Genomic DNA, 19160 nt, shown 5'->3' with positions numbered 1-19160 from the left:
GTTGAACTGTATATTTTTGGCAAGGAGCGTTGTAATGAAAAGACATAAGTTATTACCTTTAACAGAAACAATGCATTATATATTACTCGCTTTAAGAAAACCATTGCATGGATACGCAATTATGCAAGAGGTTGAAACAATGAGTAATGGTGAGGTGCGGATAGCTGCCGGTACTTTGTATGGTGCTATTGAAAATTTATTAAAGTACAACTGGATTGTGCTCGTTCCTTCAGACGACTCTCGAAGAAAAGTTTACCGTATTACGGATGAAGGCTTGGAAATTTTAGAAATTGAAAAAAGACGATTCATGCATATTCTTTCACTTTACGAAGGAGGGTTTAATGATGAAAAAGCTTAAACTATTTTCGGACGCTCAAAAAGAAGAACGATGGTTAAATAATATGCTTCAAAAAGGCTGGCAATTAAAGCGTGTAAATGCCTTTCATGTATATACATTTGAAAAAACTTCAAATAAAGAACAAATTCTACGATTAGATTGCCAATCATTCACATCTGAACAAAAATTCCAGGAATACAAAGCCTTTTTTGCGGATTTTGGTTGGATCCATGTAGGAGGTTCACGGTACTCGACTTTACAGTATTGGTTAAATCCCACCAATAAAGACGATTCCCTGTTTTCAGATCATTCCTCTATAACTCAATATTTTCAACGTCTCAGCAAAATATATGGAGCATACGCATGCTTTGCCCTTTTCATTACATTTTGTGTATTCCAAAATACAACCCAGTTTACCAATCTTAAAGATGCGTATTATACACCAGGGTTATGGGACAAAAATGGCTATGACTTTTGGAGTGCATTCCTCTTCGAAACACCCTTTGCTATTACAAGATTTGGCTCTCCATGGCTAATGCTTATGTTCGGATTAATCTCCTTAACTATGTATTTTAAATACAAGAAGGAAGAGCAAAATCAATTGGATAGAACTTAAGTAAACTCAATTACAGCCATTGATAAATAAAAGGAGGAAATCCCTGGGGAGATTTCCTCTTTTTATTGTGACTAATCTCGAAACAACTATAATTTCCGCCAATGATCGACCATTTCTTCGTAATATGTATCTGTCCAATGGTAAGGTTGAAGTTCCGTTAATGTCTTAAAAATGATTTCATTCTTTTCATTTGAAATGGCACATTGTACTCGAGGCCCCCAGTAAAATAAGCGTTCTTGGCAAATTCCACAAGGTGAAAGTACTTTTAATGGCGAAAGTTCATCTTCCCTTGCTAAGCAAATACTATGTGTAATTTTTTTATTAAATTTATGGGCTTCTAAAATTGCACCTGTTTCCATACAAAGAGCGGTTGAATCATTGATTACTTCTGGTGCCACACTTGTATAAATCGTCCCATCTTCTACACGAACCGCTGCCGCACCACCCCAACCACTCGGATATCTTACATCCACTAATTCTTTTACTGCATTATAAAGTTCTTTATCTGGCATTGAATTCTAGCTCCTTGAGATTAAATTCTTTCCTTCTTCTAATTCTTACTTATTTTATTCCAAAAATAAATAGAAAAAATGATTAAAAAAACATAAGGTACGGCAATTTGAAAAATCGTAGTAAATGTACTCATATTTAACTCCCATTTCTAATAAAAATATAATTTTCTTTAATAATTTCAGTATAATTGAAAATACTGGAATTATTACAAAATATGCGAATTGGAATATTTGGAGGAAATATGGGAATTGGAGATACATTAAAGAAAATCCGTTTGAATCGTAATATGACTCAAAATCAAGTTGCAGAAGGGGTAGTTAATCAAGGGACATATTCTCGTATTGAGAGAAATCAACTTCAGGTTGATGTAGAGCTATTAGAAAAATTACTTCAAAAGTTCAATATATCAAGCAATGAGTTTTTCTATGTTCACAATAATTATTCAGCTACAGAACAACAGACTATTATGCAAGAATTCAGGGATTTAGCTATTGTTTCGCCTGATTTATTAAAAATCAAAATAGATCGTTTAGAAAATTTTTTAGCTAAAACACCATCAACTAACTTAAACAAAATACATTCTGCCTATCAGATATTATTTCATTATATAAATGGGGTAGAAAATGAAAAGAACCAAGCACAAGCAATGGTCATTTGGGAAGAATTCCAACGATTAGACAATTGGTATATTGATGATTTAATTTTACTTAATAGCTTATTATTTCTTTTACCATTAGAGATTGCGGAGGATATTACGAAAACTGCATTACAACGAATTCGAAAGTACAAAGAGTACGAAAAAGATTTAACTTATTTGGAGATATACCTTCAAATGGATTTGAGCGTTATTTACATTGAACATCAACAATATGACATCGCACTCCATAAACTGAATTATATTGAAAAAACATATAAACAAAAAATGAATTACCAGACATTAGCTGGACTATTTTTCAATAAATCCATCTGCTACTTATTTTTGAAAGATCAATATAATGAAGAGTTTTCAAAAATAAAATTATTGTTGGAAATTTATGATGATCAAGCATTATTGAACATGCTTCTACAGAATTTTGAGGAGCTTCAGTGTCAATTAGAATTCCGACAATATAACCCCTCATCTCTTTAGATTTTAGATATAGGGTTGCCAAAAATGAGTTATACTGTAAAATTTAGAAAATACATATCTTAAAGGTGGTGGAAATAGAAGATGAACTTCCCTATTGTGAAACAATATAGCAATGAATATCAAGCTCAAGTTGTAGATTTAATTCTTCATATTCAGCAGCAGGAATACAACATTCCGATAACTAAAAATGATCAACCCGATCTGTTCAAAGTAAAAGAATTTTATCAGACAGGAAACGGTAATTTTTGGGTAGCCATTTATAATGATAAAGTTGTTGGTACAATCAGTCTTTTAGATATCGGTAATAACCAGGTTGCATTAAGGAAGATGTTTGTGGATAAAAATTATCGCGGGGCAACTTTTAAAACCGCAAGTCTTTTATTAAACACTGCTATCGAATGGGCAAAAGAACATTCTGTAGAGGTTATTTATCTAGGAACTACACCACAATTTTTAGCCGCTCACCGGTTTTATGAAAAGAATGGATTTACAAGGATAGATCCTATCGAATTACCTGAAAGTTTCCCTGTATTACAAGTGGATAAATTATTTTATCAGTATTTCGTTCAAGTCGATTTAAAATAAAGGAGTCATTGCCATTGAATAATAAAAATAACCTTAGTATGTTAATTGCCATAGTTGGAAGCATCCTGATATTAACAATTGGCGGTATAACTATTAACCAAATTTATAAAAATCATCAAGCAAATGAGCTTATTATAGAGAAGTGCTTTGAAAACTTTGATAATGAAAATGGAGTGGTGATAAAAAAAGAAGGATTTCGGTCTCCGGTAATTTGTGAGAAAAAATAGCATAAAAGTTTAAATCTTTTTATGCTATTCAATACTAAATGTTCTAGGGAGTATCATTTACTATGCTTGTCTAATGAGTATTAATTTTTCAAGCATGACTCCTAATTACTCACTTCTTCAATCTCTCATACTTTAATATGTCGGGGAATAAATCCGTCCTGTATCGGTATCAATCACAAATGCCACCTGAACAGTTGCATCATACGGAATTCGGTAAAATTGATAATCTGAACACAAAACGTGCGTAATTTCTATGCTGGAAGATGCCTTCTTATTTACTTGTTTATAAAGTTTGTTTAACTGCTCTAATGTATAGCTTGGTCCAGATAACAGCACTTGCTGATCATACCCATCCACTTCAATTAACATATTCAATCACTACTGGGTGCTAGCCAGCTATATAGCTAAAATTTTAAGCATTATGAAATCTTATTCTACCTTATTTCTCTACTTATTCCCTATTCATATTCAGGGTGGCCATGCTGCATGCAGCCAAATAACTGACAGCCTCCATTAGGATACATATCGTAATCAAAGGATGGTACATCTCCGTTTTCTAAGCCCTGCAATAGGTTTTCGAGAGTATTAAGCTGTTCGGTTAATTCAATTATGCAGTCGTCACGATCCCGCGCTGTCCAATGCTCATCGAGGTCCCTTTGCTGTTCATCCATCTGTTCTTCTTTATTCTGTTCTATCGCTTGTTGGATAATTGTTCGGCATGCATCGTAGTCCTCTAATTGCCACAACGTATACGCATAGCGACTGACGCAATAAGGTGAAATATAATAGCTGTTCCATTCTTTTTCAAATTGTGATCGAGCTTCCTTGTAACAACCAAGCTCTATGTAAACATCTGCAATTTCAATCGCACCTGTGTAATCATCCGCTTCGTCATTCCAATTAGCTAATAGCGCCTTTGCTTTATCAACACCACCTGCATACAACCACGATACGACCTCGTGTAATTGCGTCATGCCTGAATCACCAATACAGCGAGAAAAAACTTTTGCTGCTTGCTCAAATTCACCGAGCTGAAAATGTGCCATTGCTAAATTATAGGTCACATCCTCCGCTTCGCTAAAACTGTGCGCCTTTAGTAAATAATGCTTCGCTTCATTAAACTGTTTATTATGTAACGCAATTTCACCGAGTAACATATAAGGAAACGAAGTCTGTGGGTTCAGGACAAGTAATTGTTCTAATAATGCCTTTGCCTCAGCTCCATTTTCTTCCTCTCGCAACATAATCCACGCAAAATTGTTAAGACTCTGAACAGATGGTGTTTCTATTGCTAACTTTTTAAAAAGTGAAAAAGCTTCATCATATTTGTTTTCCTCTAACAGCATAATCGCTCTTTTATTATCTGAAATACGGTTCTCCTGCCTTTCTCTGTAAAAAGATTCTCCCTTGGTTAAATAGTGTTAACTGTATGACCAAAACTGGAACAATCAGAATCGATCCATTTGTAAAACTATCCCAACAACCCTCAGCGAGACGAGTGTTATAAAACTATCGATGTAGAAATGATGATTGATAAAACTAAACAAGCACTCCAAACACAGCCTAATACCTTTTGATTATGTATATTTTTCCCTTGTTGTAACTTTTCTAGGAGCTGAACTAAATTTAGAAACCATAAAATTGAGAATACTAATGGAGCTACCAGACCTAATATTTCTATATTAACACATCCTTTACGATTGAATAACTTAGCGTTTATCCTGAAGATAATCTCCTATTTGAATCGTCTTTTCAATTATTTCACCATCATTTTTCTTTTGCCATGAAATATGAAGCTTATATGTTTCAAAAATGCTTTCTAACTGCTCTCTCGAAAAATCCTTTGCATAAAAAATAAAGCGTAGGATTTCCTGCTTAAAGCTGCCATTATTAAAATTGCTTAAGCTACTCTCCCCGTTCATATACATCGTTCCATAATCTAATTCAATATCGTCCATAAATGCCCCCCAATCAAAATCATGATTTACGGTTAACTTGTTAAACTTATTCCCGTTTAATATTTGATAATCGAAAACAATAACTGCATAATACTGTTCGATTTCTTGTTCAGTAAAGTTACTTGCGTTATTACTCAGTTGTTCAAGCTCCTGTTCGTTAGGTTTTTGAATTTCAAATTGCAACCTATCTTCTATAGCAAGCTCCTCTTGTCTACAACTTACTAGTAACAGTACAGCAAGTAAAACAACAGCGAATTTTTTCATTGAACACCCCTATCTTAAAATATAAGAATTCCAACTAAGTTTTTTGTTTAAATCTAAAATCTCTGCGAATTGCCACGCATTGTAGTCGGTGGTATCCACTTCAAACTCTACAGTCTTAATACCTTTTTCACGTAATCGTTTTAATTGCTCTTTTAAAATCACTAATAAATCCGTATTGCCTTGCTGTCCGACCCAGCCAATTTCGTAATGTTCGTTATTTATCGGATGAAGGAATATATATGCAGTGACACGCTTATTTTCGATTACAGTAAAACTTAATTGTAAATCAGGTGCTTCATTTAAAAGGCTATTCTTCCAAGATTGCCAAGCCACCTCTTTGGCAGGATTATGTAGATGCGTATGCTCATAGCTATATTTTAAAAGCTTAAATAAATCTTCTTCTAAAGTTGGTTCTTTTAAAATTTGTTCGAGGGATACTAATAATAGCGGTTCATCCTTCTCGTTAATCTTTTGCAATAAATCATTTATTGTATAGTTCTCCATAAAAGTTTTTCTAAAAAGCTGGAATTGAAATTGCTGGATTAGCTGAATTTTTTCTTGCTCATTTTCCCAGCAAGAAAAAATTATTCGATCATATGGAGGCTGAAGAATAAGTAGTTCATTCATTAGTTCGTTTGAAACAGTACCTGCAATGTAAATATATTTAGCAAAAGGATGGTTTGGATTATTCCAGCTCATCCCGATGGCAATTACAATATCATTAAAAACTTCTGCGATTAGTTCATCGTAGCTGTTAGATTGAATACGCCATAGAACATCCTTTAAAGATTCTTTAAGGTGATTACCGATTTTGTATTGTTCCAAATTGTCGATTTTTATTATGATTGAATTGTGTTTCATTATGTCCCCCTATAGAAGATTCAATAGACATTATAAAATTAATAGTGATATCCAGTTCTTAAAAATGGACGCCGCGCCAATTGATTATTAATAAATTTGCGTAATTAAAAAAACTCATACAACCCTTTCACAAAATAATCATAGTCATCATCATCAACGATTTTGTCCCCATAGCCTTCAAAAAAGATTTCTTTATCTATTTCATCCTCAAAAGCATTAGGTTTTGGGCGTATAGCCAAGGAGACATCATATCTTGGGTCTCCGTATGCACCGCCACTCCAGTCGATAACTCCTGTAATTTTGCCGTTGTTGACTAAAACATTATCAATTGTAAAATCTCCGTGTATGAGTGTCTGTTTATACTCTTTCGGTTTATTATTTTTAATTTTTTCTAATAATTCTCTAGATCCGTCCACTTCATAATTTTTCAAATTATATTCCGCCTGGCTTAACTTCTCCTCTAGCCAAGGATGTTCACCTATTAATTCATCAGGACAATGTGTTGAATGAATTTGCCGTAACAGATTGCCAAAGTTATAGATGATTTCATGCCGTTTTGCCCTACTTATCTCGTTATATAAAGCAGAACGTACGGTTTCCCCTTCAACAAACTCAATTAGAGCCCAAGACTCTTTTTCGGATACTCGTTCAACGTAATTCTTTACCTTAGGAATAGGTAATTGTGTTTTCTGAGTCAAACAGTTAATAGCTGAAACTTCTCGATTTAGCAAACCACAGTTTAACTCTCCCTTTGTTCTTTTAAGCGCATAAAGGCCTTGAGCATTTTCAATTAATGCTACATTGGAAGTGTAACCTTGTCGCGGAAAACTCATTGAATTGATCTTTTTAAGATACGTATAGATTTCGCTTGGAATTTCTTCAAGTGTAATTGGCAACAATGTGTCCCCTCCTAAAGTAGTTTAGTTGATGAAAGATTTAACTTTTCTTTTATTTCTTGAATTATTTCATCGATACTTTTTCCTTCAGTATCTACATACTCTCCGAAGTCGTATTTTTCGAAGGCTTCTATGCACTTATCCGTTTGTTGAAAACACCAGTTGCCTTCTTCCTCTCCGCGTAATCTTAACCTTTTGTAAATTGTCTCTTTACTTGCATTCAAACAAAAGTGAAAGGTTTGTCCATCAAAACTTTTAAATCCGTTATAAATATAATGAAAGTATTCGAGATTCCGGATCGTCATTGGTACGATTAGATTCATATTATATTTAGAAATTAATTTCCTCCCCATATCAACGGTTACCTCTTTCCATAAATCCAGATCTTGAAAGTCACCTGAGGGAGATTCTGTTCTTTTTATATGAATGGGAATCAAATTTCTTAACATGTATCCTATTTCTTCAGGGTCATAAAGTATACTATTTTCAATTTCGCTTAAAAGCCTATTTGCAATAGTAGTTTTACCTACACCAAATGCTCCATTTATCATAATAATCAACACATCATCTCCCTAACCTTCACTTCATTCACGTCACTGATTGATTGCACTTACCCCAAACTGACCGTCCATATTTTATAAATGATTTGACCATTTCTTTCTATTTTCGCCGTACAAACCCGTACTTTTAAATCGAGATTAAGGGCCCATTGAGGAAAAAGAGATGCTAAATAGTTAATGACTTTCTCATCAGGTGTTGCATAACCTACATTCGTATGATCACTTAAAAAAGCAACAAAATCTGGATACAATGCTCTCGTCCATTCGTCCACTTCAAACTCCGAATCAAAAATACGGTTATCCTCTTTATGGTTGCCATTTATCCATATCACTTTTCCCATTGAAACCGCCTCATTTCCAAGAAATTTCACAAGAATGGCTATTATTTAACGGTGTCCATCTTTTCTTGCTTGGATATAACCATAATAGACACAAGTCCCATTGTTTGATAAATCCTTTACTTCCATTCCGCAGCTCTCATAAAAATTGAAATTATTTGCTGAAGTGTGCGCAAACCAATCTCCATGCGGAAGCTTTTGAATACATAACTCAACAAGTTTTTTTCCGATCCCTTTACCTCTATATTCTGATAAAACGACTAAATCCATAATATTTGCCGCCATGATCTGATCTGATATCACTCTCACCATCGCAATCATTCTCTCATGATCCCAAACCGTAAATGCCCAAGTTGAATTTTCAAAGATAAGTGTGTATTTTTCTTTTTGCCATGATGGAATATTTTTTGCCCATCCAGCGTCTTTAAATAAGTACTCAACAAAATCAGCTGGAATTCCTTTAGTACCTTCTCTAATAACGAAACCATTATAATATTGATACAATTTCGATGCCCCCTTACATTGATAGATATTACATACGAATAAAAATATTTGTCATTATGGTTCTTGAAAACCCACTGTTGCCATTAAAAATATGACAAGATAGCCAATTAAACCAATTATATTTAATCCGAATAATGTAAGTCTGATATACCCTTTCACACCAAACAGGGCAAATAATAAACCTAATACCCCTATTCCAAATGGTAAGTATAAATTAGGAGCAACTATTAAGTTAAAAATCTTTTCCTCCAAACGAAAAGGCATTTTATTTAACAAGGAAATTAATGACAAACAAATAATTGCGGAAATGACTGAAAAAATTACTCTCAACTAACCAACACCCCATTCTCTCCATTAAATTATTTATTGGAAATCCATTCATAAAGAATATCTGGTAAATTCTCTTCGTTTTCGTGCCCTCTGGATTTGATTTTAAAGCCGTTTTTTTTTCATAAAATCGCCGCGCAATAGGGTGTTATGATTAAATCATCAAGCTTCACTACTTTTCCTCCTTAGAAATTTCACTTTCATCCCCCGATTTATTTGCAGTGTCTTTCCAACGCTTCTTTTTAATGAAAGTGTAGATAGTTAAAATCACGCCAATAACAAACATCACAATCGCATTGAATGCCAGTATTATCGCAATAAAACCTCCTGCAAAAGCGATTCCTTCTCCTGTACTATCGGGATCGGTATTCGTTCTGTTAAAATAATTAATTCCTAAAGCTACAAAACTATAAACAATCACCGGAACTAAAAGGGCTATAATAATTGCCGAAGTCCATAAAGGAAAGTTCCTTTTACGGTATAAATACACTGCTAATCCATCACAAATTAAAATAGACAATAAGATCACCAGCCATACAATAGCATCTCCACCCATAAAAATCCCCTTTCTTAGAAAGCAGCAAATTGGTTCAGTTTTTCAATTATAAGCCATATTTACTTAACCATTTGTGCATAACCAGGTCAGAAAGTGTAATTTCTATAATAGAATTTTCAGCAATATTTAAAGTTACCTCTCTATCATGCGGGATTACATAAAACCCAAAAGAATCACCATCTTTATAGTTTAAACCTGATCTTCCAGATGTATATATTTTGAAAGTGCTGCCACGATATGTGGCTTTGGCATTTGCCCTTAATCCGAAAGAAAACCCACCCTGTACTCGTTCATGTACAATACCTGATACCAATGTCGCGCCATATAAATTATATTTACCACTTGATCTAAATGAAACGTCGTAATTTGCATCACCTGAAATAAAAATATTCGATACGTAAATCTGATGTTCACCATCATCATAAAGTGTCTTACCTACATTACTTTCAAGGTCCCTTAAATCAATTATTACCGAATACTCACCCTCTATAGGTTTTAATTCGAAGAAATAAAACTTTTCGTTATTAGCAATATCACCGATGTCATAAAACCATAGATTAATGGCACCGGTAATCCATAATAGGAATACAGTGACGGGAAAGCCTATTATGATCCCTTTTAACAGTAAACGTTTCTGTTTCATGACTTCCCCCTAAATGGCGGTTAACCTATTATTTCATTTCGATAGGTTTACGGCTTTCCAGAAATTTAATAACCGCATAAGAAATAATCAATACTATTCCAATTAGAAATGCGATAAAGAGGCCAAATGTGCCATTAAGGCCGACCCATCCGATAGTGAACGTTAGGAAAAATAGTTGATAGCCTAAACCAGCTATTATTATTGCAATGGGTACATTAAAGGGAAATAAGAATTTCCACGCAAACCCTAAAAAGGAAGCTGACAATAATATTGTCACTAAAATGATATTGTGGAATATACCCCAACGGAAACCTGCGCGAGACTGCCCTTCTTCACCAAAGGCGACCTGTGTATTTAAGTCATAGAGAATCATCCAGGCTGTAATAATTCCGACCAATACAATGAAAATGAATGTCACCCAGTTTATCGTTTTTAGCGTATTTTTGTTTTTCATTTTTCCTCCTGAATCCGAAATTTTTAATGCTTACAAAGAAAAAGACAAATCTGATATTTTATTCTGTTTAACTGATTTATGTTGAAAATAAAATAATGCGCTCTATCTCTTACCATTTTACAATTAATAACCAGTATTTTCCTGAATTATTCTTAAAAGAATGTGAAACTATTCCTCGTTTTTTACGTCTGTACGTGGCATTCCTAATTAAAGGAGTTTAAAAATGCGAAGAAAATTCTTACATTCATGAATGGGCTTGCCCTATTGGCGTAGAGGATTGATCGAGTTAATGCGATAAATGAAATTATGAAACAAGAGGAATAAGTAATGAATAAGATAAGAAAAGCAACTGTCGAGGACGCAGTGATACTGACGGATATAGCTATTAATGCAAAAGGCTCTTGGGGGTATTCAGAGGATTTTATGAATGCTTGGAAAGATACTTTAACCATTACAACAGACGATATCCAGTCAAAAGTGATTTACGTGCTAGAAGAAGAGAAGGCGATTAAAGGTTTCTACTGTTTATGTACCGAAACGAAAAAATTAGAGAATTTCTTTGTAGTTCCTATATACATAGGACAAGGATTAGGAAAAATTTTATGGAAAGATATTTTACTGAAGGCAACAGAATATGGATTGAGTAGCTTCCAATTTAATAGTGATCCAAATGCATATGAATTTTACTTGAAAATGGGTGCAAAAAGAATCATTTATGTTGAATCAGCAGTCATACCGGGGAGAATATATCCCCTTATGGAATATGTACTTACATAACTCCACCATACATAATATTTCTAAAATAATATTCAAGGATTTTTGGAAATGGCTATCTATTTTTAAAATATACATAAAAGTTATATAATGGGATTTGATTTTTTATTTTAGTCAGGAGTTGGTGAATTTGTTTGATAAGTTAAAGGATTCGTTTACATCCAAGCAATTAGCTTGTTCAAATTGCGGAAGAAAGATCGAAGAAGGGCAACGCTTTACAGCCAATATTACGATGCCCTCCGAAAAAAATATGATAGTATCTAGGTTAGATAATGCAATTGCAAGAACTGCCAATAGTGTTCTTTGTGAAAATTGCCAGTAAAGAACGCAATAAAACGAATCCACCAATAGTTTCCCTAATGCAAATTCGAAAATATAGCGGTAAGGCACGAATATTGTTATTTCAATATTTCGTGCCTATTTTTTGTCATTCTTCATTTTATACTAGTAATGCAAACCAGAACATAACGAAACAATCCTATATTTCACACATGCGTTATTATAACTTTTCAATACCTTCCAGCTCACGATGTACTTCCGCCAAAATCTCACCGGCCGACCCTTCCAGCACTAAATCAAATGAATAATGTGCGCTTGTGGACGTTTGCTCACGGTTGATATAGACGAGCTTCCCTCTTGACATGCTAGGCAGCTGGTTGACAGGGTATACTTCCAAACTTGTTCCGATTACAATCACAAGGTCTGCGTCGTGTATTTCATGTAGCGTACGGTCCCATGCCTCCGTCGGCAAAGTTTCCCCAAACAGCACGACATTCGGCCGTAATTTTCCGGAACAATATGTGCAAATACTATTATTCAGAAACTGCTCTTTTGCATGTGGTTTGCCGCATTTTTGACAGCGGATGGATACGATATTGCCGTGAAGTTCGGCCACATTTTTACTACCTGCCTGCTGATGAAGCCAGTCGACATTTTGGGTCGCGATCAATGAAACAAGTCCGCGCTTTTCGAAGTCCGCCAATATTAGATGTCCTTGATGGGGATTACAGTTTTCTAGCGCGGTAATTCTCATCTGGTAAAACTCGCGGAACTGTTCATAGTTCTTTTGCAGACTTTCGGTAGAGGCTACAATACGCGGATCGATATTTTGCCATAAACCTGTCGACGAGCGAAAATCCGGTATGCCCGATTCAGTCGACATCCCGGCACCAGTCAGCACGACCGTACGATTCGATTGTTTCATCAAGTGCGCCAATGTTTCAGCCGTCATCCTGAATTCCCTCCATCTCAATCTCATTGACAACTTCCAGCAATGTATTCGTCAAAAGTGCGAAGCGTTCAATGATATGCTCTTTTAAAATATGCTCATGTTCTGCATGAATACCGTCCCCTACAAGGCCCAGACCATCCAATGTCGGCGTATATAACGATGTGAAATTGCCGTCACTTGCACCGCCGACTGATGCTTCATCCACATCAAAACCAAGATCTTCCGCTTCTTCCTGCGCAATTTCGAACAATTCTTCACTTTCTTCATCCCGTTCCATCGGTGGCCGGTTAATTCCCCCATCGATTTCGATTTTCGTGCGCTGATCGTATGGTTTAAGCGCCTCGAAATAATCGTCGATCCGCTCCTGCTCTGTCCGTGTAACCGATCGGACATCGACCCCTACATGCGCCTCATCGGGAATCACGTTCAATTTGCCGCCGCCCTGGATCATCCCGACATTGAGTGTTGTCCCCTTTTCATAGTCGTTGAGCGCATCGATATTCAGAATTTGCCTTGCCGCTTCCGTAATTGCGCTGACACCATCGCGCGGATTATTCCCCGCGTGTGATGCAAGTCCGTGAATGTTCAGCAAATACCTGGATGTCCCTTTTCGCGCAATTTTCAGTTCACCTGAAATGGTAACTGCAGGCTCCAGTATAAAAGCGGCTACCGATTTTTTGGCCTCTGCTTCGATCAGCGCTCTCGACGTTGGGCTTCCGATTTCTTCATCACTGTTCAGGAAAAATACAACGCGGCGCTTCAAAGGCAGATTCATTTTTTGAACATATTTAAAAAACCAAATCGCACTGACGAGACCTGATTTCATATCCAAAATACCCGGACCGAAAATTTTATCTTCTTCCTCCCGATATGGCAAAGCCCCTTTATCCCAAACAGTATCATAATGACCGATCATTAAAATCTGTTCGGTTCCTTCGCCCATTTCAAAGCGGAGATGATTGCCGTTATGCTCCATCGCATATTCTGTTGCCTTTACATGAAAATAGTCATAAAACATCGACTGGAGTACATCTTTGCACAAATCAAGCAGCTCTTTGTTTTGCGAAGGTGAATCGGCTAATACTAAGCGTTTAATATCATCTTTTATATCTTTTTCATGCAATGTGAAAAAATCGAATGCTTCCATAACAACGCCTCCTTCATTTTCTATACCCAAAAATGCCTAAGTGACATTCACTTAGACATTCGAATTGGGAGACTTTTTGCTCCCGGCAATTGATAAATAGGCGACAAAAACGAGCATTAATAAAGTTCCGACATATTGCCAGTTATACAAAGTTGCACCGAGCCAGACAACGGAAATCGCCATCGCTGTCAATGGTTCAATACTCGATAAGATACTCGTTTCAACTGGGGATATGTATTTCAGGCTTGTTAAAAATAAAATATACGCGAAGGATCCTAAAATACCCGTAGCAATAATGATGACGACATTCACTGGATCCAGCAGCAACAGCCATTGCTCCGGCTTCCAAAGCTGTCCCGTTACCGAGAAGATAAGTCCGCCGATTATCATACCCCAGCCAATAATAATGATGACCCCTACTTCAGCCATCAGCCGAGCAGGATACAGTGTATAAAACGCATACGTAAATCCTAACAGCAGTCCCCAGACAAGTGCTTCCTTACTAACCAGCAACTCTGAAACCGAGCCATTTGTCAGCAATAGAAACAATCCGACAAGTGTACCAAAAATACCGATCAATTGACTGCGCGGTGGAAGAACCTTCCCAATAACCGATGTATAGATGACGATGAAGATTGGCGCTAAAAACTGCAGGAGTGTTGCAATTATTGCATTACTCACTTCAATCGACTTCACAAACGTAAATTGTAACCCTACCATTCCGATTACACTGAAAATCAGTAATTGCACCGAATAGTTCCGGTTTTTCCAAATGGAGAATACCGGTTTTTTCTGCATAGCTACAATCGTAAGAATTAAAACGCCTGCGATCATTAACCGTACTGCTAGCATAAACTCAGCGGTCATGGACGTTGTTTGAAGTAGCCATTCCATCATCGGACCGGTAGCCCCCCAAAACATCGAACCTACAATAATCATCGCTATGCCTTTCAATCGTTCCACAATTACTACCTTCTTCCAACAATCTATTCATAATAAAATTTTATCATGATTCCAATGTTGGGAATAGACTACTTCTTATTTGATTAGTTCGATCCAGCCGCTTTCTTTGATCGTTACGCGGGGTGATGCGTATTTTGGAGGTTCGTAGGAAAATATGGTTTTATCAAAATCATCCTTTACTACAAACACATTTAAAAATTGAATTTCGTTGATTAACTTTCGGATATGCGCTTTATCATACATGTCGCTTTTCTCATTCATTAATATAAGGAGCTCATTTTTTATACTCAATACGTCTCGTTCATTTGCTCTGCGTATAACACTTTTCGGCATTTTTAGAAATTCGTCGATTTTCATTAAGTTTTTTTCCATCTTTGTCTTCCTTTCCCTCATGGCAATACTTGTGTAAATCTCTTTTGCTGTTATTTACCCAATTTCACCAAATTCACCCCTAATTAATCACCAAGAGGAAATTTTAGACCACTTCTAAGCTTAATTTCACAAGCTTTTAAATTGTTTGTTAATCCGTATTTTTGAATATATATTTATCAAATATTAGATGTATCCCACAAAAGAGGGCTGCCCCCAACCCACCTATCATTGAGAATAGTAATAGATTCGCATCTTCAAAAGAGTAGAGGGCGTATGGAACCGTAAATACCGCACCAATGACAATATAGCTGATCCATTTCATTTTTTCAGAACGCAGATTTTTTTCAAACAGAAACGATACGGCAACCCCTAAAACGAGAAACATTGGTGCGCTTAATACGATAAATGTCAGAACGGTCATGCCAAAAGACAGATACTGTTCACTCGCCGTCATTGTCTCGATAATGGCTAACAGAAAACTGAAAAGAAATGTTGACACGAGTGCTACTGTAAACTTACGACTTAAAACTTGCATAAAACTCCCCCTATAGTGTTCGAAAAAGATGATAAAAGGCATCGAGCAAAGGATACTCGATGCCTCAGAATACAGCTTACATGCTCTTTAATTTTTCATATTCAAGCTGTAATTGTTCAATGCGCTTACGTCCTTCTTCACGATTGCGCACCGTTTCTGCCTGAATTTGTTTTGTTTCTTCAATACCGGAAATGATCGTTTTCCAAGTCGTTTCAATTGTTTCGACTTTGATGCTTGGACTGCCTGCCTGACGTGCAATGTTCACTGAATTTTGACGGACATTTTCTGCATTTCGTACGAGCATTTCATTCGTACGGCGGTCGAGTTCAGCCATCGAATCCGAAACAAGTTTTTGTCGCTGCATTGTAACGGCATGAATCAGACCTTGTTTGAAGATCGGAATAGTCGTCACGAATGCCGAGTTGATCTTACCGATTAAATGGTTGTTCCCTTGCTGCATTAAACGGATTTGCGGCGCTGACTGGAATGATACTTGCTGGGCCATTTCAAGGTCGTAGCCTCGTTGTTCCAATAGCTCGATTCCACGTGTTACCGTTTCCAGCTCCATAATGGCTTCATGGTCACCGGAATCCGCTCTAGCCGATAATGCCGGCAGTTGTTGTCGTAGATCATTAACTTTAATATCGATCGCCGCAATATGTTCGCTTAACGTATGGAAGTAGTTTAAATTTTCGTCATACATTTGTTCCAGCTGTACCGTGTTTCTTTTCATTTCCACTTCGTACTTCTGAATTTCGTTATAAACGACATCGACTTCTTTATTCATCGTGTCGTATTTGGATAAAATACGCTCCAATTGCTCTTTGCTTTTTGAGAACAGCTTTTTCAGGAAGCCCTTTTTCTGTTCCTCCTGGAAATCCTGAGGATCAAAGCGGTCCATAATTTTATTTAAATTGTTCAGTAACGTTGTCGACTTTTCCAGATTGCTTTGCTTAATCGTTGCAAGCATTCGGTCTGAAAATGTTGAAATTCCCTGAGCCGTTTCTTTCCCGAATTCAAGAACCGCGATCTGGTTTTTCACATCAATTTTTTCAGCAAGCTGTTGAACTTGAGGCTGTTGTTTTAACTGTTCCTGACGCTGACGGATTTGAGAAAGCTCCTGTTCCGAAACGAGTTGTTTTTGTGGTTGTTCGACTAGATCAGTCGTTTGAGCGGGCTCTTGCTCAGCACGTTTATTTAAATCTTCAAATAATGGATTTTCAGCCATGTTCGATTCCCCCATTCTATGTAGTACTAGTATTTACGTAATTTTTGATGAAAAGTTTCATGCACTTGATGCTAATTATAACGCAAAACATTGCGAATTTTCTAATTTGAGACCGATTGAAAATAAATGCATCGCTTTTAGACACAAAAAATGCCCTTTTATGCGCAAAAGGACACTTTTTGTAAGTCTACTATTGGGGGAGAGACTTCAACACCCACACAAGCTTTGCATGAGTCTAAAGATAAATTACCCTAAATCGTACAACCTAAAACACTTTTTTAAATTTCCATAGATTTTTTTCGAATTGGTTTTAAAATTAATCCAACTACAAAAATAATGATGGCAATGACAACCGCCGAGTAAAATAGACCGCCATAGCCGTTTTGTGCTGCCATGACCGTTACTTCATTGACAGAATTCAAAATGACTTCTTTTAATGTCGGATCTTGAATATTTTGAACGACACTCATCATTTGTTCCTCGGAAAACTGACCGCCTGCTGCGAACTGACTGCCTACTTGAGCAAGTTCTGCAGTTGCCTCTTCCGATAGATTCACCTGTTGTAAATTTTGCTGTAAAATTCCTTGGAAATCGTTTTTAAATAATGACGGAATTTCACTGAAGCCGCGTGCGATAAACCCGGCATAAATCGTCGGCGCGATTGTCATCCCGATTGTTCGGATTAATGATAATGACGCTAATGCCGTCCCTTTATTGGCTTCAAGTTTTTCTGTTGCTAAAATATTCAGCGGTGCTCCAAGAAGTACCCCAATGCCGACACCGCCAATGACAGATGCAATGACAAATTGCCATTTCGCATCAATCCATGCCGGGAACAGGAAGAAGCCAATTGCGGCTACGAGACCTGAAAACAGAACAGCTAAAATCGGGCCTCTTTTATCGACTAAAATACCGCCAACTGCTGCCCCTACTCCTGCAGCCAGTGCAAGCGGTGTCATCCAGTAGCCCGCATGCTCGGATTTAATACCCAATACTTGCTCTGAAAAGGCCGGAATGAAGATCATTGCAGCAAGCATCGCACCAGACAGAAGACCTAGAAGTAATGTCAGTAAATAAGTCGGCTGACGCATTAACCCTACCGGTAAAATCGGGTCCCCTCCACGGCGCTCGAGGCGTGTTTCATAGAAATAAAGAATCACTAGTACGATCATTCCAGCTAGTAAATATGGATAGACTGTCGGTTCGAGAAGAGAGCTGAAAAAGTTTACACCCTCAATATTTGTCAGTCCGTACATAATACCTAAAATTGCTGCAGAAAGTAAAACCGTACCCGTCATATCAAGTTTGCCGGGTGCTGCATCTTTCGTTTCTTCCAGTTTGAGAAAACCCATGATGACTAGGAAAATTGCGATTGGCACATTAATTAAAAACAGCCAATGCCAGCTGCCTGTCAGATCCAGAATGATACTTCCGATATTTGGACCTAAAACAGCGGCAATCCCATTCATACCACCAAGTAATCCTAACGCTTTCCCTTGTTTTTCCGCAGGCAGTGTACTAACGACATACGAAGTACCGATAATAAAAATACCGCCTCCGCCCATCGCCTGGATAAAGCGGGAAATTAAATAAAACGTAAAGTTCGGGCTAAGTGCAACAAGCAGTGATCCCAGACCAAACAACGCAATTTCCACAATAAACAGTTTCTTGCGTCCATAACGGTCCGAAAGCTTCCCTACGATCGGAACACTGATTGCTAAGCCAAGTGTGTACAGTGTAACACCCCAGGCTCCCCAGTTTGCTTCGACATTAAACGAGCTGTTGATCGTTGTCAGTGCAGCACTGATAATTCCGTTATCCAGTGCGGCCATAAATACGCCAAGTGCAAATAATGTAAGCACCCATGATTGCGAAGTCTTTGTATTTGTCATAAAAAGACACCTTTCTATTTAAAGTATCTATTATTATACTGCTAATTTTTAATTTGTATAAGAAAAAATACCATTTTTAGGTACAAAAAATAAGGAAGGCCAATAACCCAAAAAGTACTATTTTTCTACCTGAGAAAAATAGTACTTTTTTAAGCGTTAAAAATTGATTTCCATTCCGGGACGCTTTCCGCGGGCACGGCCTGAGCCTGTAGTCTCAGGCGTCGTGCTGTTCCCGCAGGAGTCGCCCTCC

General features: G+C 36.9%; 26 protein-coding genes and 1 pseudogene. 6 read left to right on the top strand and 21 right to left on the bottom strand.

Annotated elements, in window-relative coordinates; genetic code table 11:
- Positions 1-34: 34 nt before the first annotated feature.
- Together MKY51_RS07815 and MKY51_RS07810 are read left to right on the top strand one after the other, a co-directional pair.
- Positions 35-358 (top strand): PadR family transcriptional regulator, encoded by a 324-nt coding sequence (locus MKY51_RS07815; RefSeq protein WP_339176342.1) that lies wholly within the window; start codon positions 35-37, stop codon positions 356-358.
- Positions 345-953 (top strand): DUF2812 domain-containing protein, encoded by a 609-nt coding sequence (locus tag MKY51_RS07810; RefSeq protein ID WP_339176341.1) that lies wholly within the window; start codon positions 345-347, stop codon positions 951-953. Before MKY51_RS07815 ends, MKY51_RS07810 begins: the two co-directional genes overlap by 14 nt.
- Before the next feature lie 86 nt (positions 954-1039).
- On the opposite strand, the gene MKY51_RS07805 is transcribed toward MKY51_RS07810, so the two are convergent.
- Positions 1040-1465, bottom strand: a complete 426-nt coding sequence (locus MKY51_RS07805; RefSeq protein WP_339176339.1) for a cytidine deaminase — start codon at positions 1463-1465, stop codon at positions 1040-1042.
- Between the two features lie 242 nt (positions 1466-1707).
- Here MKY51_RS07805 and MKY51_RS07800 point away from each other — a divergent pair, with 242 nt between their 5' ends.
- From MKY51_RS07800 to MKY51_RS07790, 3 genes are all read left to right on the top strand, one after another.
- A complete protein-coding gene (locus tag MKY51_RS07800) occupies positions 1708-2595 on the top strand; it encodes a helix-turn-helix transcriptional regulator (protein WP_339176338.1) in 888 nt (295 codons plus the stop codon).
- An 81-nt stretch (positions 2596-2676) separates the two neighbouring features.
- Positions 2677-3180 carry a GNAT family N-acetyltransferase gene (locus tag MKY51_RS07795; protein ID WP_339176336.1) on the top strand — a complete coding sequence of 168 codons (504 nt, stop codon included), beginning with the start codon at positions 2677-2679 and terminating at the stop codon, positions 3178-3180.
- Positions 3181-3194: 14 nt separating this feature from the next.
- Positions 3195-3407, top strand: a complete 213-nt coding sequence (locus tag MKY51_RS07790) for a hypothetical protein (protein WP_339176334.1) — start codon at positions 3195-3197, stop codon at positions 3405-3407.
- A gap of 132 nt (positions 3408-3539) precedes the next feature.
- Here the strand turns inward: MKY51_RS07790 and MKY51_RS07785 are convergent, their stop codons facing one another.
- The 13 genes and pseudogenes from MKY51_RS07785 to MKY51_RS07725 form a co-directional block, all read right to left on the bottom strand.
- Positions 3540-3776, bottom strand: a complete 237-nt coding sequence (locus MKY51_RS07785; RefSeq protein ID WP_339176333.1) for a hypothetical protein — start codon at positions 3774-3776, stop codon at positions 3540-3542.
- A gap of 89 nt (positions 3777-3865) precedes the next feature.
- Positions 3866-4753: a tetratricopeptide repeat protein gene (locus MKY51_RS07780; protein ID WP_339176331.1), complete on the bottom strand. Its 888-nt coding sequence runs from the start codon at positions 4751-4753 to the stop codon at positions 3866-3868.
- Positions 4754-5116: 363 nt separating this feature from the next.
- Positions 5117-5629 (bottom strand): hypothetical protein, encoded by a 513-nt coding sequence (locus MKY51_RS07775; RefSeq protein WP_339176330.1) that lies wholly within the window; start codon positions 5627-5629, stop codon positions 5117-5119.
- A gap of 9 nt (positions 5630-5638) precedes the next feature.
- Positions 5639-6490, bottom strand: coding sequence for a hypothetical protein (locus MKY51_RS07770; RefSeq protein ID WP_339176329.1), 852 nt, complete (start codon positions 6488-6490; stop codon positions 5639-5641).
- Between the two features lie 104 nt (positions 6491-6594).
- The gene (locus tag MKY51_RS07765) at positions 6595-7389 is read right to left on the bottom strand and encodes an aminoglycoside phosphotransferase family protein (protein WP_339176328.1); all 795 of its coding nucleotides are present in this window, start codon (positions 7387-7389) and stop codon (positions 6595-6597) included.
- Positions 7390-7400: 11 nt separating this feature from the next.
- A complete protein-coding gene (locus MKY51_RS07760) occupies positions 7401-7937 on the bottom strand; it encodes an AAA family ATPase (RefSeq protein ID WP_339176589.1) in 537 nt (178 codons plus the stop codon).
- Between the two features lie 59 nt (positions 7938-7996).
- On the bottom strand, positions 7997-8287 hold the full coding sequence (locus MKY51_RS07755; protein WP_339176326.1) for a hypothetical protein: 291 nt from the start codon (positions 8285-8287) through the stop codon (positions 7997-7999).
- 45 nt (positions 8288-8332) lie between these two features.
- Positions 8333-8788, bottom strand: a complete 456-nt coding sequence (locus MKY51_RS07750; protein WP_339176325.1) for a GNAT family N-acetyltransferase — start codon at positions 8786-8788, stop codon at positions 8333-8335.
- A gap of 54 nt (positions 8789-8842) precedes the next feature.
- Positions 8843-9118 (bottom strand): hypothetical protein, encoded by a 276-nt coding sequence (locus MKY51_RS07745; RefSeq protein ID WP_339176324.1) that lies wholly within the window; start codon positions 9116-9118, stop codon positions 8843-8845.
- A 29-nt stretch (positions 9119-9147) separates the two neighbouring features.
- Positions 9148-9254 (bottom strand): annotated as a pseudogene (locus tag MKY51_RS07740) (GNAT family N-acetyltransferase); the annotation flags it as partial.
- 33 nt (positions 9255-9287) lie between these two features.
- Complete coding sequence (locus MKY51_RS07735; protein WP_339176322.1) at positions 9288-9671, bottom strand: hypothetical protein; 384 nt, start codon at positions 9669-9671, stop codon at positions 9288-9290.
- Positions 9672-9717: 46 nt separating this feature from the next.
- Positions 9718-10314 carry a hypothetical protein gene (locus MKY51_RS07730; RefSeq protein ID WP_339176321.1) on the bottom strand — a complete coding sequence of 199 codons (597 nt, stop codon included), beginning with the start codon at positions 10312-10314 and terminating at the stop codon, positions 9718-9720.
- A gap of 28 nt (positions 10315-10342) precedes the next feature.
- Positions 10343-10768, bottom strand: a complete 426-nt coding sequence (locus MKY51_RS07725) for an RND transporter (protein WP_339176319.1) — start codon at positions 10766-10768, stop codon at positions 10343-10345.
- A gap of 327 nt (positions 10769-11095) precedes the next feature.
- Here MKY51_RS07725 and MKY51_RS07720 point away from each other — a divergent pair, with 327 nt between their 5' ends.
- Positions 11096-11545 (top strand): GNAT family N-acetyltransferase, encoded by a 450-nt coding sequence (locus MKY51_RS07720; protein ID WP_339176318.1) that lies wholly within the window; start codon positions 11096-11098, stop codon positions 11543-11545.
- Positions 11546-12041: 496 nt separating this feature from the next.
- Here the strand turns inward: MKY51_RS07720 and MKY51_RS07715 are convergent, their stop codons facing one another.
- The 7 genes from MKY51_RS07715 to MKY51_RS07685 form a co-directional block, all read right to left on the bottom strand.
- Entirely contained in the window at positions 12042-12773 is a 732-nt protein-coding gene (locus MKY51_RS07715; protein WP_339176316.1) for an NAD-dependent deacylase, read from the bottom strand.
- Entirely contained in the window at positions 12763-13920 is a 1158-nt protein-coding gene (locus MKY51_RS07710; RefSeq protein WP_339176314.1) for a M20 family metallopeptidase, read from the bottom strand. Before MKY51_RS07710 ends, MKY51_RS07715 begins: the two co-directional genes overlap by 11 nt.
- Positions 13921-13971: 51 nt before the next feature.
- Positions 13972-14883, bottom strand: a complete 912-nt coding sequence (locus tag MKY51_RS07705; protein ID WP_339176312.1) for a DMT family transporter — start codon at positions 14881-14883, stop codon at positions 13972-13974.
- 75 nt (positions 14884-14958) lie between these two features.
- Positions 14959-15255, bottom strand: coding sequence for a cytosine deaminase (locus MKY51_RS07700; protein WP_339176311.1), 297 nt, complete (start codon positions 15253-15255; stop codon positions 14959-14961).
- A gap of 148 nt (positions 15256-15403) precedes the next feature.
- Positions 15404-15790: a hypothetical protein gene (locus MKY51_RS07695; protein WP_339176309.1), complete on the bottom strand. Its 387-nt coding sequence runs from the start codon at positions 15788-15790 to the stop codon at positions 15404-15406.
- Positions 15791-15866: 76 nt separating this feature from the next.
- On the bottom strand, positions 15867-17018 hold the full coding sequence (locus tag MKY51_RS07690) for a toxic anion resistance protein (RefSeq protein ID WP_339176308.1): 1152 nt from the start codon (positions 17016-17018) through the stop codon (positions 15867-15869).
- Between the two features lie 278 nt (positions 17019-17296).
- The gene (locus MKY51_RS07685; RefSeq protein ID WP_339176306.1) at positions 17297-18910 is read right to left on the bottom strand and encodes an MFS transporter; all 1614 of its coding nucleotides are present in this window, start codon (positions 18908-18910) and stop codon (positions 17297-17299) included.
- Between the last annotated feature and the right edge of the window lie 250 nt (positions 18911-19160).

It is taken from the genome of Solibacillus sp. FSL R5-0691, assembly GCF_037974225.1.
GTDB lineage: Bacteria > Bacillota > Bacilli > Bacillales_A > Planococcaceae > Solibacillus.
The sequence above is the reverse complement of the archived record's forward strand: the minus strand, read 5'-3'. Positions and strand labels throughout refer to the sequence as shown.